Source organism: Streptomyces sp. NPDC055239 (assembly GCF_053606205.1).
Genome location: NZ_JBSGRD010000018.1, coordinates 68,337 through 82,815, shown reverse-complemented (window position 1 = coordinate 82,815; position 14,479 = coordinate 68,337). Strand labels below are relative to the sequence as shown.

Below are 14,479 nucleotides of genomic sequence, written 5' to 3'. Positions count from 1 at the left end.
CCATCCGACCATCCAGCTCTTCCCCTCACTCGACGAGGAAGATCTCAAAGCCCTCGCCGCCAACATCGAGGAACACGGGCTGCTCCACCCCGTCGTCCTGGATCGAGAGGGCAAGGTCATCGACGGACGCAGTCGGCTCCAGGCGTGCAAGATCGCGGGAATCGAAGCCTCCTTCACCACCTACGAAGGCGACGACCCCGACGGATACGTACTGTCCGTCAACGTCCACCGCCGCAATCTCACCAAGGGCCAGATAGCCATGATCACGGCGAAAGCCTGTTCACTGAGTGAACAGGCCGGGCGTTCACCCGGTGAACGCTCATCGCGTTCACTGAGTGAACGGCTGGGCATCTCCCTGGGAACGGTGGGAAAGGCAAACGTCGTGCTCCTGCACGCACCCGACCTCGTCGACCCGGTGATCAGTGGCGCCACCAGCCTCAACGAGGCATACACCGTTGCCCAGGAGAACAAGGCCAAGGCCAAGTCCGCCGAGGCCCAGCTCGCCCGCCTGCGCGAGGAGGACCCCGAGCTGGCCGACCGCGTCACCGAAGGCACCCTGACCCTGGCCGGAGCCTGGGCCGAGCGCACCGAACGTGTCGAGGAGGACAAGCGCCAACGGCGGGTCGCCACCCGGCTGCTGGACGAGATAGTCCCGCCGCTCGCCCAGGCCCGCGGCACCCGGACATTCAGCCGCTACGACCCCGCGTTCGCCAGCGGCACGCCCGTCACCCGCGAAGTCATCAAGCAGGCTATGACAGCGCTGGGTGAGATGGACCAGGTCTGGCAGGAGCGCAACCTGCCGTGACAGCCACCGATATCCGCCTCCAGCACATCGTCGAGCAGAGCGCCGTTGATTTGACCGACTCCGCCGGCCGCTTCCGCAAACGTCAGCTCACCGACGCGGTACGCGAGAAGCTCACCGGCGAAGACCTCGATCCGCACATCAAGGCAGCCGCTCTGGACAAGCTCGCCCAGAGCCTGGTCACCGGCTTCGGCGAGCACCGCAACCCCCGCCGCAGGCAAACCGGCAGCCTCTTCCACCCCCAGGACGTCATCAAGCTCGGCAACGGCATCTGGGTCTGGATGGACCGCGCCACCGACTCCGATCTCCTCGAATGGCGTCGGCTCTCCCGGCGCAACCGCGCACGCGTCGACGTGGCGGACAACGAAATCCAGGACTACACCGACGAGCGCCTGGACGCCTTCCGCCACCACACCGACGTCGTGTACCTCGGCAATCTGGAACGCGTCATCTTCGGCTGGACCGAAGGCGAGACCGGCGCCCCCGTCACGTGACATCCGCCATCGCCAACAGCTGTTCGCCTTCGCACCGCACCCGAAGCAATCCGTGGCCAGGCCATGGCGCACGCCGCTCGAACAGCACCATCACCTCAAGGAGTCCCCTGAACCGCCCCGCCCACCTCAGCGACGCCGACTGGGCCGAATACCAGCACTGCCAGGCCGAGCATGACAGCCTCGTGGCGCAGGTCGCCGACCGCGAAGCCCACATGGAGCACGACCTGATCGTCTCCTACGACGAGTACGAACTCGACTTCAGTCCGGTTCCGGAGCAGGAGGCCGACCCCGCTCGCCGGACCCCTCCGCCGCACCGCACGCCGGCCTCCCGCAGGAGGACCCGTGGCCGCTGACGGCACAAGCCCCCCAGAGGCCCGCCGCGCGGCCGTGCTCGCGCCGCTCCCCGACCACCGCAACGTGGACACCCACCAGTGGCAGGAGCTGTGGCGCCGCCACGCCCACCTCACCACACCGCTGCGCGAGCGCGGGCTCGTGTGCGACATCGAGTTCGGCCTCAGCACCTACATCGTGCGCGTGTCGCTCCCCGACGACAGTCACCTGATCATCAGCCCGCCGCAGGAGTCCACCGCCGACCGCCCTCCCGGAGAGCCGGAGGGCTGGATCGCGACCCGCGAACACCCCGACGACCAGAGCCTGTTCGAGATCGTCTACGACTCGGCTCCCTCCACCGACCCCGGCGCCCTCCGGCGGCCCGAAGCCCGCCACGGCGGCAGCACTCAACCTCTGATCGAGGCGATCGACCATCGCCTCGCCCAGCTCGGGCTGCTGCCACATCCCCTCTCGCCCGCCACCACCGCGCACTCGCACCCGGCTTCGCCAACGCCGCCAGCGGGCATGGCGCTTGACGGCTGTGATCTCGCAGAGGCCACCCCCGTGTACGTGTACGGCGATGCGATGCGCGCCCTGACCGACCGGCTCAACGGAGCCGAGTCCCACGCGGAGGCCGCTGGCCTGCTGCACCAGATCCTGGAGCCCGTCGACGGCCTGCTGGCGCAGCTCGGCGAGTTCTTCGAAGCGGCCGGGGAGAAGGCCAAGGAAGCCGAGGAGGACGACGGCTTCGACCTGTCCTACGACCTGGCCGAGGCCGCCGCCGAGGTCCGCAACCTCGGAGAGGTCCTGCACGTGGCCGAGGACCGGATGCGGGCCCTTTCCCCGCTCATGCCGACACCCCAGATCCCGTCCACTCCGGCCCCTGCGCCCTCCCTTCCGCCACGATCCCTCCCGGCGGCACCGCCGCGGCACACGCGCTGACGCCGGACCGCCACGATCCCTCCAGGAACACATGGCCTCACCCCGAACCGACCTGTCCGCCTTCGCTGCTGGCCTGGCCGCCCGTCTGCCCGGCGCGTGGACCAGCACCTACCAGCGCCACGCCGCGTACAGGGACCAGTTCCCCACCACCAACCAGGTCTGGGACACCGGCCAGGTAGGTCACATCGTCAGCCAGTACGTCCTGGCCCACGACGCCGTCCTCCACGGCCCCGAAGCCCAGCGTCTGTACGTCACCGACCGGCCCCTGTATCCCCACCAGTTCGTCGTCGCCCCGCTCCAACCCGACGGTGAAGGCATCAAGCCCCATCACCTCGACGCGGTCGAGGAACCACACGGCATCGCCGTCCCCAACAACCCCGCACGCGCCGCCGCCCACGTCACCCGCCGAGTACTGCCCCGCTACCAACAGGCCCTGCACGCGGTCCTCGACAGCGCGGCAGACCAGCCCCAGCCCCCGCACCGGCCCGCACCGCCGCAGGTGTCCCAGGTCCTCACCCTGACCCTGTACGAAGACGGCGCCCTCGGCGCGCCATACGAGAGCGTGCCGGTCGAGGCCCGCAGGACGCTGTACGCCCACGGCTTCCAGTACCACCCCCACCAGGCTGCGTTCCTCCTGCCCGCCGCCTACGGCGAGAGCGGACGCGCCCTGCGGGTACAGGCCGTGGCCCAGCAGCTCACCTCCCAGGGCATCGGCGTGAACCTCCGCCACTGCGCCCCTGCCCCCAGCCCCGGCCTCCCGCCGACGGCGCGGCAGACCTTCCGCGCACACCACCGCTGATCCAAGCCGTCCGCGCCTATCGGAGTTCCCCTGCTTTCCGACTTCGACGCCACGAGCCAGCTGCACCACCTGGCCGAGCGTATCCACCACGCGGCCGATGAAATGCCGCTCACCCACGCGACGCAGTTCCCCACGGACAACCTCGACGAACTGGACGACAGAGCCCACGAGATCGCCGGCCTGTTCATCCAGATCGCGACTGCCGCCGCGTCCGCAGACCGCGCGGCGGGCACCGGCCCCGGGCACAAGGGCGAATCCGCCCAGCGCAGGGCCACCGCGCTCGCGCACGTCCTTGGCCCGCTCGGATGGGCCCTGGCCGACCTCGGCGAGGCCATCGCCCACGCCGGAAGGCTGCACCAGGTGGCCCGCCTTCCCCGCTCTGCGGATCGCGCCACGACACAACCGTCCCTGCACTCGGCCCTGGACGGCCGACTCGACAGCGCCCGCCATCACCTCAACGAGGCAGGCCGTCAACTCCATGCCGACGCAGACCGGCTGACCGCACCACGCACCCCCGGAAGCGTCCAAGCCCCCTCTGCCCGACCCATCCCCCCACGACCCGCCGCTTCCACAACTTCCCCCCGCACACGCTGAACTGATCCCCTGCCTGAAGAGCTCTGGAGCCCCAATCCGTATCCCCCGCCACGCCCTGCCGCTGATCGGTTCCACCGTCGCCCTCACCCTGGCCCTGACCAGCTGCACCACCGGCAGCGACAACCCCGACAACGACAGCAAGAGGACGCCCGACGCCAGCGCCCCGGCGAAGCCGGCGCCTGCCCTCAGCGCCGCCCAGGCCCGCGACGTCATCACCCACTATTCGAAGATCAACAACAAGGCGAACGCCGACCGCAACCGGCGCCTGCTCGACACGGTCGAGGACGGGCCGCTGTACGCGATGTCCGTCTCGGACTACACCGAGACCGAGGGCCTGCCCAAGGCCGACCGCAAGCCGTACAAGCCGTGGTCCTACGACACCAAGAGCGCCCAGCTCTACATCCCGCGCTTCGCCCCCGGCCAGGACCGCTGGTTCGCCGCCGCACTCTCCGGCCAGAGGGGCAAGGCCCCCTCCCGTCTCGCGGTCTTCACTGAGCAGCCCACGGGCAAGCGGTGGGAGATGGTGTCCGTCGTCGACCTTGCAGGCAAGACTCTGCCCAAGGTCGCCCTCGACCGGGCCGGGTACGCCACCGCGGTAGCGGCCGACGGCAACCGGGATCTCGCGGCCGGCGTCGGCGCCCTGCGCAGCGCGGTCCTGGACAACTTCGCCACCGGTGGCACGAACACGGGCACGAAGGTCTTCGCGCCGACCAAGGCGAGGAAGCAGCAGATCAAGGTCCACGACGAGACGACCAAGAAGTACGGCGACAAGGGCACCACCGTCTTCGACGAGGCCACCAACCGCCACAAGGACGCCTACGCGCTCAAGACCAGCGACGGCGGTGCCCTGATGCTCTTCGCCCACACCCACACCCAGACCGACGCCGTTGCCCACTCCGGTCTGCAGATCAACCCGGGCAAGGATGACAACGCCTGGCTGCACGGCACCCCGCGCACCTTGATCCGGTACACGTTCGTGTGCAGCGACGCCGCCACCGTCCCCGCGACGGCCGACCCCTCCCGGCTCATCGGCTATACCTGCGCCCGCACCGACGCCTCCGGCCCGCCGGCCGCCGCCACCTGGTCGGACCGCGCGTAGCCGCCCCGCCCAACGCCAACACCATCCGCTTCACGCGCCGTTAGTCATCCCTCCCGCTCCCTGGAGTCTTCCGCTGTCCCCGCACACCACGCCCCTGATCACTGTCATCATCGCCAGCCGCCTGCGCGAGGACCGGCTCGGCTACCTCAGCGAGATGCACGCCAGCCTCACCCGGCAGACCGTGCCTTGGGAGGCTGTTATCGCGCTGGACGGGGTCTCGCCCGACCGGCTGCCCGCCACGCTCGCGCAGGACCCGCGCGTGCGCACCCTCGCCCTGCCCCGGGTCGGTGCCGCCTGCGCCCGGAACCTGGCCCTCGCGCAGGTGCGGACCCCGTACTGCAACTGGGCAGACGATGACGACGAGTTCACCGACGATGCCATGTCTGTGCGGCTGAACGCCCTGGAAGCCGCCGGGGTGGGCTGGTGTGCCGGATGGAGCGAGGACCTCTATCCCGACCGGTCCACCCGGCTCTGGCGGTGTCCCGCTCCGCCCGGCCGGCACGAGGCCGGTGACGTGTGGACGTACTGGAAGTCCCCGGCCGACACCATCCCGATCGGACCGACCACGATCCTCGCCCGCACCGACCTCGTCCGCGCCGCCCCGATGGGCGGTCTCGTCCAGGGCGAGGACTATTGCACGGCTGTTGGCATCTCGAGTCTGGCTCCCGGAATCCTGCTGCCCACCCCGGTGTACCGGTACAGGAAGCACCCGGGCCAGCTCACCGCCCAGCCGGGATACGACCAGCTTGAGGCAGCGGCCCGCGAGCACGCCTGGCAGTACGGCCGCAGCCTGCGCTCCGCCCTCCGCAGCCGGCAGCCGACGCCCGCACTCCGCACCCGACCGCCGGAGCCTGCCGCAGACCCGTCGGCTCGCGCGCACCACTGACCCTCCTCAGGACCACCGACATGACCAACCCGCCCCCCGCGGAAATCATCCTTTCGACCAGCCGCACCCACGGCCTCGTCGCCATCGCGTCCGGCGAGAACTTCCTCCAAGCCCGCGACGCCCTGCAGGAAGCCGGGTTCAACCGCCTGCCCGACGGCGCCTTCGCCGCCCCGCTAAGGGCGGCGCCAACCGCCCGCGAGACCGCCAGCGCCCTGGTGCACCGCGCCCACCAGCACGGCGCGACCATCACCACCAGCCCCCGCACCTACCTCGGCGACACCGGCCAGGCCATCGCCGCCCGATTGCCCGGCACCTGGAGCGCGAAGCTGGAGATCTACCCCCGCCAGCACTGGCAGGAGGACCTCACCGGCTCCCTGTGGGACAGCGGCGACCTCCTCCAGGCCATGCTCCATGACCGCGTCCCGTACGCGGTCATGCTCAACAACCACGCCGGCACCGAGCTGCTGCTGATCGAACACCCCGGGCACGCCAGCGGCTATCTCGTGGGCGCCTTCGCCACCCAGGAGTACGACGACAACTGGGACGAGCCGAACGCGCCGCGCAGCATCGCGCTGCCCGCCGCAGCAGACCTCGCCGCCCGCGCCGTCGCCCACACCTTCCTGCCCAACTACCGCCGGGCCCTGCACCACCGGCGCCTCGACACCGTCATGACCGCCCTGAACCGGATCCGCCCGGAGCACGAAACACTGCAGGCGATCAAGGAATCCGGCCGGTCCAGCGACGGGATGCCGCTCGCCCACTCGCGTCTGCGGCCGGAGACGGAGCGTGCGTTCGCCGACCACGCCTGGCTCTCCTTCCGCGACGTCCTCCAGCACGCGCCGCTCCTGCTCAGCCGGTGCCGGCCCACCGCAAGCCCCTGGCCGCAGGACGCTGCCGCACTCGCCCGACTGCGCGAGGCACTCGCCAACAGCCAAGACGCCTGGGCGGAGTTCAATGACCTGCGCGCGCAGCTGTACTCCATCCCCGCAACCCTGCCGGCCCAAGAGTGGAGCCAGGTCCGCAGCGAGCTCGGCGCCGCCGTCCTGCCGGCCATCGAGACCTGGCTCGCCGACGGCGAGACGTTCGAGCGCCAGGCCCGCGCCGCCACCCCCGGCGGACACGTGGCGCTGTCCGCGCCCAGTCCGCGACTGCTCACCGCCCGGCCCCGCCCGCCCCGGCCGGCGCACGTGCACCTGTGATGCCGTAGAGATAAGGATTCTTCTCTGTCTGACCAATTCCGCTTCGGCACCCACCCCGACCTCGGCTTCGTCGCCGCCGCCTCACCCGAGTTGCCCGCACATCTGGCCGAGTGGTTGCTGACCAGCGAGCAGTTCGAACCCGTCCCCGCCACGCCGGGGCTGTACCGGCTCCGCCAGCCCGAGCGCGACGGACAGCGTCGCGCCCGCCAGGCCGTATCGGACCTGCGCCGTCTGGGACACGCTGTGCACGCCGACTTCTCCGTCGACCCCGCCCTCGCGCCCAGCCCGCCGCGTCCGGCTCGACCGAACAGCCCTATGGAGCGCCGCAGCCGCCTCGCCCAGGCCGCCGGCCGCACCACGCAGTCCGGTACGCCGCCCACCACCTCACCGCCCTCCGCCCGGCCGCTCCCGCCGCCCCAGCCCACCTTCGCACCGACCGTCCACCTGACGGCCTCGGGCGGGCGGACCCGATGACACCCTCCGGAACCCCGGCATCCGATGGCCCTTTGCCGGTGACACCCGAACTTGCCAACAGTGCACGCGACTTCCGGCTGCGGATGGCGGTCATCGACCGCCAGACCGAGGTCGCGCTCGACCTATCGCGCGACCGCTACGGCCGCACCCTCCATCCCGACGCCGCTGCCGCCGCACGGACCCACCGCGATCAGGCGGCGGTGCAGGCATACACCACGCACCTGGCCCCGCACGCCGACGCCCTGCTCGGCGCCGCGCACCATGCGCTCGATGAGCTGCCGCCTGCACGGCATCTGGACGGGTGGCACAAGGTACTGGACGGCCTGGCCGCCTCCGCCGCCGAGATCCGCCGGGCCCTCGATCGGCCAGCCACGCCCGGCTCCCCCGCCGAGCGCGCGCAGCACGCGGCCCTGTGGCCGCACCTGGCTGCCTGGGCGGATCACGGCTTCATCGCCAGCAACCTCACCGACCAGCACGACGGCCAACGCCACAAGGCGCCGCTGTCGGAGGAGGAACAGCGGAGGTGGACCGAGAAGGCCCAGGCCGCGCAGCGGCGCGGCGAGCTGGAGCCGGCCGAGTCGTGGTACGCCGCCGACGGCCAGCCCATCACCCTCGCCCACCTGGTCGAAGACGACGACGCAACGCTGGTCGCCCTGCGCGGCGACCCGGACGCCCCGGGATGGCAGGTGATCGGACACTACGCCCACGAATACGAGGCCGGACAGGCCCTACCCGCCCCGGTCCCGCCCGGTGTACTGCGTGCCGATGCCTCCCGGTTCCACCGGCCCGAACTGGCCCCCGAGATCTCGCTGCAAGAACTCACCCAGGACGTTATCGAAGCTCAGCAAGCCGGTGACGCGTCCAACGCGCTCCTCAGTGCCACCCAACGCGGCTACGGCGCAGGCCCGATGGTCCGCCTCCAGGAACTCCTGGAAACCAGCGGCCAGTTCGCAAGCGCCCTGGAGACCGTGCAGGGCCGCCAGATCGCCGCCCGCCTCTCAGCGCTGGGCCGGCAGATCGACTTCCTCACCCGCGAAGTCGAAGCGGCGGCCGAGGACCTCGGCGCGACCGTCGCCGTCCTGCCCCCGCACCGCACCCCCGTCCTGCACATCCGCCCGCGCCCCGCCGTGGACACCACACCACCCACGCCACCACCCCGCGCCACCGCCCCCGCCCGGCGCCGCTAGGCCCCTTCCCCGAGAGAAAACACCCGTTGTCCCTGACCGCACCCCCGGCTCCGGCACCGCGCATCACTTATCGCGCGGTGCTGGGCAGCCCGTACGTCGCCCGCCTCCTCGGCGGCACCCTTACCGGCAGGCTCCCCGAGGCCATGGCGCCCGTCGCCATATTGCTCTGGGCCACCGCGAGCGGCTGCAGCATCGCCTTCGGCGGGCTGCTCAGCGCCCTGTACGGGTTGTCGGCCGCGCTGGCCCAGCCGGTCAAGGGCCGCCTCATGGACCGCCACGGCCAGAGCAAGGTGCACCTTCCGGCTGCCCTGATCAACTCGGCCCTCCTGGTGGTCTTGCCCCTGGCAGGCCCCTACGGCGGAGCGGGGCTTGCCACGGTCCTCGTCGTCGCCGGCGGTCTGACCACGCCTGCTCTGGAGGCCGGGCTGCGGGCGCTGTGGCCCAGCGTGCTGCCCGAGCCGAGGCTGCGGCACGCCGCGCTCGCCCTGGACACCGGCACACAGGGACTGCTGTACATCGTCGGCCCTCTGCTCGTGACCGCGCTCGCCTCCGCGTACACCCCCGCCGTCGCGCTCGCCGTCACCGCTGCCCTCGGCCTGGCCGGCACTGCCACGGTCGCCCTCGCGCCGCCATCGCGACGCTGGCGCGCCGAACAGCTTCAACGCCAGGACGCCGCCCAGACACAGCAGTTGGCGTCCCCCGCCGTGCTACTGCTGTTCGCCGCGCTCACCGGGATCGGGTTCGCGATCGGCGCCCTCAACGTGTGGTCGATCGCCATGGCCGAGCACCACCACCGGGACATGCTCGCGGGCATCATCCCCGCCGCGTTCTCCACCGGCAGCTTCCTGGGCGGCCTCGTCTACGGACGCCGCACCTGGCCGGGCACCACCACCCGGCAGCTGATCGTCGCCACAGGCGCCTTCCTCGCCGGGTGGCTGCCGCTCCTGGCCCTTCCGGGCCCGCATGCGGCCATCGCCGCCGTTGCTGTGCCCGGTGCGTTTCTGACCGTCGTGGTCGCCTGCGCCTACGTCACCACCGACGCCCTGACTCCCACAGACCGCACCAGCGAGGCGTACGCGTGGCTGATCCTGGCAATCGGCGCCGGACAGTCCGCCGGTACCGCCCTGGCCGGGCGCCTGGCCGAACAGCCCCTGGCCAGCGCGGCGCTGCCCGCCGCAGGCGCGGCCTTCGCTCTCACCGTCCTGCTCGCCGCGCGCCGACGTGTCGGCCCCACCGCACAGCGGCAGCGCGGCCGACACCGCCGCCCCCTCCGCACTCTGCACTCGACGCCCTGATCCGGGCGCAACCCCGTTGCTGCCCCACCCGTTTGAGGAGATCCGTTCATGGCCGTTGTCGGTACACCCGGCTACCAGGACGTGCGGAAAGGCGAGTCAGGCAGCTGCGGGGCGGTGAGGCCCGTCCTGGAACATGTCGGCAGTCATGGCCCATCGTTCGTGGTCCAGCCACGCACCGTTGATGTGCTGCAAGCTCCGGGCCCGCCCCGCCTTCGCCCAACACTCCACCACTTTCCCGCCACCACCGATAGGAGGTCCGTCTTGCCCGAAGTACCAGCAGAGCCGTTCATGCCGATCCGGCACTCCATCACCGGCGAGATCACCACCACCGGCTACAACGCCGCCGCCCGACGGATCCTGCTCCAGGACGGCTTCGAAGAGACGCCCGTCTGCACCTGCCGAGCGACGGAGCCCGGTACGGAGCAGACACACGGGCCTGCTCGGCAGCCAGCGCGGTGCTCGTCGCCGGCCACCCCCTGCCCCTGGACCGAGCCCTCGTCCGCCCGGTGAGCGCCGACGACAGGCCCCGGTTGGCCCGGTCGCCGATGTCAGCACAGTCCGTGATCCGCTCCGAGAGCGGCCAGCCTCACCAGCGCATCGCCAACCCCGCCCGCACCCGCACCTGTTGAAGGACCCTCGTTTTGACCACACCCGGACCGCCTACCAGTCCAACTCGCACCAAGGGCGGCGAACTACGGGCCAAGGTCGCCCGGCTGCTGGCCGACCGGCCGGCGGACACGCTCACCATCGGCGACATGGCCCGGCAGCTGGGCCACTCTCACGGCGCCGTCCGCAACGCAGCCCACACCCTGGTGCGACGCGGCGAGGCCGACCAAAGCGGAAGCGGGCAACCGGAGTTCCGCGCGAACGCGAAAACCGCCGCAGCCGCGCAGACCGCTGTGATCAGCCCACCAGGCACCCACGCCCCCCGCGCCCAGCCGACCACGGCCCGCACGACCATCACCGCTGCCACCGCGCCGAAGCAGACCGGGCCGATCCGCCGCGCGGGGGGCCAGCTCTACCACCCCCGAGAGCTGGCCGATCTGCCCGACGTCGAGGCGCTGAATCGCTTGCGCGACGCCGACGTGCCGGTGCTGCTCTACGGCCCTCCCGGCACCGGCAAGACGTCGCTGGTGGAGGCGGCGTTCCCGGACCTGCTCACCGTCGCCGGCGATGGCGACACCACGGTCGGCGACTTGATCGGCGAGTACACGCAGGCTGACAGCGGTGGTTACGTCTTCCAGTACGGTCCGCTGGTCACCGCGATGACCGAGGGCCGCGCCCTGCTCATCGACGATGCCACCCTGATCTCACCGAAGGTCCTGGCGGCGCTGTATCCCGCGATGGACGGGCGCCGGCAGATCCAGGTCAAGGCCCACAAGGGCGAGACCATCAAGGCCGAGCCGGGCTTCTACGTGGTGGCGGGCCACAATCCCGGCGTCCACGGGGCGGTGTTGACGGAGGCGCTGTCGTCCCGGTTCAGCGTGCAGATCCAGATCGGCACGGACTACGACCTCGCCCTGGCCTTGAGGATCGACGCCCGGGTGGTCCGGGTCGCCCGACACCTCGCCCACCAGGTCGAACTCGGCGAGCTCGGCTGGGCCCCACAACTGCGAGAGCTGCTCAGCTACCAGAAGACCGAGGCCGTCCTTGGCACCAAAGCCGCGCTCGCGAACCTCGTCGGCATCGCTCCTGCGGAGGATCGCGACATCGTCGCCGACGCCGTCACCAAGGCTGTCGGCGTAAAGAAGATCGCCCCCCTCACCCTCGGCAAACAGCTCCCCGCCTCGACCGCCCGGCAGCCCCCGAGCACCGGCTCCGCACACCGGAGCCGCCCGCGATGAGCGCCCATCACCACGTCCAGCCGCCCGCCCTCCAGGAGGACGCCGACCTCGCGCGCTGGGACGACGACGGCGCCCCGCCCGCGCAACCCCGCACCTCCCCGGCCGCGTGGCTACGCGTAGGAGCCGAACTCGGCGACCGGCTCGTCGCCCTCTCCGGCCGCCAAGACCTTCTCGTCACCTGCCGCCCCGGCACGCGCAGCGGCGCACCGGCCGCGTACTTCCCCACCCTGGGCGAGGTCGAGTTCGACGCCCGCCTGTTCGCCCCACTTCAGCCCCACGAGATCCATCCGCGGATCGTCGGTGACGAGGAGCGCTATCCCGCCGCCTGGGGCGTTTTCGTCCACGAGGCCGCCCACGCAGCCCACTCCGTCTGGACCCAGCCTGCCGGAGCCAACTCCCGCGTCGTCGAGGCCGCGCTCCTGCTGGAGGAGAGCCGTGTCGAAGGCGCCCACCTGACCACCCGGCCCACCGACCGCACGTACCTGCGCACCAGCGCCCGCACCCTGGTCATGCCCGACATCGCCCACCCCACCCTCCAGGGAATCGAGCACGCCGCCGGTGTGGCGGCCCTGATCCTCGGCCGCCGTGACGTCGGCATCCTGGACGCCGGCGAGACCCGGGCCGTCTCCGATCTGTGCGAAAAGGTGCTGGGCGCGCCCCTGTTGGCCACCCTCACCCGCATCTGGACCGCAGCCCACCAGTGCGCCGACCACGATGCCGCGACCATGCTCGCGCGCGGTCAAGAGTGGTGCGAAGCTCTGGACGCCGCGGCCCCCGCCCTGCCTGTGCCGGAGGGCCTCGCTGATCTGCTGTCCGGCGCCGTGGGGGTCGTCATGGACAGCACGGCCGCCACCGACGCCGCCGACCTCGCGGCACAAGCTGCAGCAGCCAACGCCATGGCCGCGAAGTCCACGGCGCAGACTCAGGACCGTGCCCAGCGGGCCGGCCAACGGCGCAAGGCCGCCGCCACCGCCAAGTCGGTCTTCAACACCCGTGGCACCACCGTCAACCCCGACGGCACACCGGCGCCCCAAAGCAACCCGGTCACCGGCAGCCGCAGGCCCACCGCCGCGGAGCAGAAGGCCACCGCCCGCCTGAGCCGCGCCCTACGGGCCGCCGCCTACCGCGAGCGGACCGAGGAGCGCACCACTAGCCCCACTCCGCCCGGCCGCCTCAACATGCGCGCGGCCCTCGCCCGCGACGCTCAGCGCGCTGCCGGGTCGGTCCCCACCGCGGAACCGTTCACCCACACCCGCCGCCGCAACTCCCCCACCCCACCGCTGCGCGTGGGGATCGCCGTCGACGTCTCCGGCTCCATGCGTGCCGCCTGCGCCCCCGTCGCGTCCGCCGCCTGGATCGTGGCCCGCGCAGCAGCCCTGACCGACCCCGACTCCCTCACCGCCACCATCGCCTACGACAGCCACCTGACCGCACTGACCCGACCCACCCACCGAGCACCCGAGCGCGTGACCACGTTCGCTGCCAACGGCGGCCACCACAACCTCGGCAACGCCATCGACGCACTCGACCATGGCCTCGAACTCAGCCGCCCCGGCGCCGGCCGCCTCCTCGTGATCGTCACCGACGCCCACTACGGCAACGACGAAACCGCTCTCGCCGTCACCCGCGTCAAGCAGCTCACGACCGCTGGCTGCGCCGTACTCCAGCTCACCCTCACCGCGCAGTCCCAGCACCTGCCGGGGACCACCTTGCTGCACCTGCCCCGGCCCTCCAGCGCTCCCGCCGCCATCGCCACGGCGGCCACAGACGCCATCCGCAGGACCCGCTGAGACGACGCAGAAGGCGGAAGCGTCCCCGAGAACACCGCCCAGCACCCCGGACCACCGCCGTCCGCCGCATGAATCGTGCATCTGCTGCACGACCCTCCGCAACGACGCAGGCCACCACTCCAACCGCCAACGAAAGGCACTCGGTTTGAAGCCCCAGACCAGCAGCCCGACCTCGAACGCAACGCCCATCAAACGGACCTCTCCAGGGGCCCCTACACAGTGGACCGTGGACCACAGCTGCTCCCACCAGGTGGTTCATGACCTGTCCAACCGTCCTGCCGACAAGCGGGCCGGATTCGCCCGCTGGCTCGCGGCCAAGGACTGCACCGACTGCTGGAAGGCGGCGCGCGATGCCGACACCGGCTCCAAGGAGGAGTGGCTTGCCGCGAAGCGCGCCGCCGAGCAGGAGGCGGCCGTCGCCTGGGCGAAGCAGTTCGACATGCCGCAACTGGAAGGCCCGGAGCGGGCCCTGGACTGGGGCGAGCGCTCCCGCCACCAGCTGATGACCGCCGCGCACACCGCGCTGATCGTGGAGGGCAGTTGGGACGAGGCCGACTGGGCGGAGCTGGAGGAAAAGGCCCGCTCCATCACCCGCACCGGCTGGTGGATCGACCAGCGCGACGCCGACGGCACCGACCTGGTCGAACTCCTCGACGCAGCAACCGAAACGGACCGCGGGACGGAGAACCCCTTCCGCTGAGCGCGAGGGAACATAGCCGGGAAACGCCGGTTAGCCTAACCGGC

At 71.5% G+C, this 14,479-nt stretch carries 17 protein-coding genes; 16 read left to right on the top strand and 1 reads right to left on the bottom strand.

What is annotated here, in order from left to right; genetic code table 11:
- Positions 1–25: 25 nt before the first annotated feature.
- Positions 26–229: a hypothetical protein gene (locus tag ACWFRJ_RS39695; protein WP_453542834.1), complete on the bottom strand. Its 204-nt coding sequence runs from the start codon at positions 227–229 to the stop codon at positions 26–28.
- A 135-nt stretch (positions 230–364) separates the two neighbouring features.
- Between ACWFRJ_RS39695 and ACWFRJ_RS39690 the strand changes: the two genes are divergently transcribed.
- From ACWFRJ_RS39690 to ACWFRJ_RS39615, 16 genes are all read left to right on the top strand, one after another.
- Positions 365–805: a hypothetical protein gene (locus ACWFRJ_RS39690; protein WP_453542831.1), complete on the top strand. Its 441-nt coding sequence runs from the start codon at positions 365–367 to the stop codon at positions 803–805.
- Positions 802–1,296, top strand: coding sequence for a hypothetical protein (locus ACWFRJ_RS39685; protein ID WP_453542829.1), 495 nt, complete (start codon positions 802–804; stop codon positions 1,294–1,296). The genes ACWFRJ_RS39690 and ACWFRJ_RS39685 overlap by 4 nt, the downstream gene beginning before the upstream one ends.
- On the top strand, positions 1,293–1,649 hold the full coding sequence (locus tag ACWFRJ_RS39680; protein ID WP_453542826.1) for a hypothetical protein: 357 nt from the start codon (positions 1,293–1,295) through the stop codon (positions 1,647–1,649). The genes ACWFRJ_RS39685 and ACWFRJ_RS39680 overlap by 4 nt, the downstream gene beginning before the upstream one ends.
- Entirely contained in the window at positions 1,639–2,568 is a 930-nt protein-coding gene (locus ACWFRJ_RS39675) for a hypothetical protein (protein WP_453542823.1), read from the top strand. Before ACWFRJ_RS39680 ends, ACWFRJ_RS39675 begins: the two co-directional genes overlap by 11 nt.
- A 31-nt stretch (positions 2,569–2,599) precedes the next feature.
- Positions 2,600–3,367, top strand: a complete 768-nt coding sequence (locus ACWFRJ_RS39670) for a hypothetical protein (protein ID WP_453542820.1) — start codon at positions 2,600–2,602, stop codon at positions 3,365–3,367.
- 102 nt (positions 3,368–3,469) lie between these two features.
- Entirely contained in the window at positions 3,470–3,961 is a 492-nt protein-coding gene (locus tag ACWFRJ_RS39665) for a hypothetical protein (protein WP_453542817.1), read from the top strand.
- A 301-nt stretch (positions 3,962–4,262) separates the two neighbouring features.
- Entirely contained in the window at positions 4,263–5,060 is a 798-nt protein-coding gene (locus tag ACWFRJ_RS39660) for a hypothetical protein (RefSeq protein WP_453542814.1), read from the top strand.
- 94 nt (positions 5,061–5,154) lie between these two features.
- Positions 5,155–5,946 (top strand): glycosyltransferase family 2 protein, encoded by a 792-nt coding sequence (locus ACWFRJ_RS39655; RefSeq protein ID WP_453543137.1) that lies wholly within the window; start codon positions 5,155–5,157, stop codon positions 5,944–5,946.
- Between the two features lie 20 nt (positions 5,947–5,966).
- Entirely contained in the window at positions 5,967–7,145 is a 1,179-nt protein-coding gene (locus ACWFRJ_RS39650) for a hypothetical protein (protein WP_453542811.1), read from the top strand.
- A gap of 90 nt (positions 7,146–7,235) precedes the next feature.
- Complete coding sequence (locus ACWFRJ_RS39645; protein WP_453542808.1) at positions 7,236–7,619, top strand: hypothetical protein; 384 nt, start codon at positions 7,236–7,238, stop codon at positions 7,617–7,619.
- Positions 7,616–8,806, top strand: a complete 1,191-nt coding sequence (locus tag ACWFRJ_RS39640; protein WP_453542805.1) for a hypothetical protein — start codon at positions 7,616–7,618, stop codon at positions 8,804–8,806. The genes ACWFRJ_RS39645 and ACWFRJ_RS39640 overlap by 4 nt, the downstream gene beginning before the upstream one ends.
- A gap of 26 nt (positions 8,807–8,832) precedes the next feature.
- Entirely contained in the window at positions 8,833–10,101 is a 1,269-nt protein-coding gene (locus ACWFRJ_RS39635) for an MFS transporter (RefSeq protein WP_453542802.1), read from the top strand.
- 288 nt (positions 10,102–10,389) lie between these two features.
- Complete coding sequence (locus tag ACWFRJ_RS39630) at positions 10,390–10,611, top strand: hypothetical protein (protein WP_453543134.1); 222 nt, start codon at positions 10,390–10,392, stop codon at positions 10,609–10,611.
- Between the two features lie 131 nt (positions 10,612–10,742).
- Positions 10,743–11,945 (top strand): AAA family ATPase, encoded by a 1,203-nt coding sequence (locus ACWFRJ_RS39625; protein WP_453542800.1) that lies wholly within the window; start codon positions 10,743–10,745, stop codon positions 11,943–11,945.
- Positions 11,942–13,735, top strand: a complete 1,794-nt coding sequence (locus tag ACWFRJ_RS39620; RefSeq protein WP_453542797.1) for a hypothetical protein — start codon at positions 11,942–11,944, stop codon at positions 13,733–13,735. Before ACWFRJ_RS39625 ends, ACWFRJ_RS39620 begins: the two co-directional genes overlap by 4 nt.
- A 226-nt stretch (positions 13,736–13,961) precedes the next feature.
- Positions 13,962–14,435 (top strand): hypothetical protein, encoded by a 474-nt coding sequence (locus ACWFRJ_RS39615; protein ID WP_453542794.1) that lies wholly within the window; start codon positions 13,962–13,964, stop codon positions 14,433–14,435.
- Positions 14,436–14,479: the final 44 nt, after the last annotated feature.

Bases quoted from the DNA above. Each gene is read 5' to 3' on its own strand.
- ACWFRJ_RS39670 (WP_453542820.1), top strand. From the start codon at position 2,600: ATGGCCTCACCCCGAACCGACCTGTCCGCCTTCGCTGCTGGCCTGGCC.
- ACWFRJ_RS39665 (WP_453542817.1), top strand. From the start codon at position 3,470: ATGCCGCTCACCCACGCGACGCAGTTCCCCACGGACAACCTCGACGAA.
- ACWFRJ_RS39660 (WP_453542814.1), top strand. From the start codon at position 4,263: ATGTCCGTCTCGGACTACACCGAGACCGAGGGCCTGCCCAAGGCCGAC.
- ACWFRJ_RS39650 (WP_453542811.1), top strand. From the start codon at position 5,967: ATGACCAACCCGCCCCCCGCGGAAATCATCCTTTCGACCAGCCGCACC.
- ACWFRJ_RS39640 (WP_453542805.1), top strand. From the start codon at position 7,616: ATGACACCCTCCGGAACCCCGGCATCCGATGGCCCTTTGCCGGTGACA.
- ACWFRJ_RS39630 (WP_453543134.1), top strand. From the start codon at position 10,390: ATGCCGATCCGGCACTCCATCACCGGCGAGATCACCACCACCGGCTAC.
- ACWFRJ_RS39620 (WP_453542797.1), top strand. From the start codon at position 11,942: ATGAGCGCCCATCACCACGTCCAGCCGCCCGCCCTCCAGGAGGACGCC.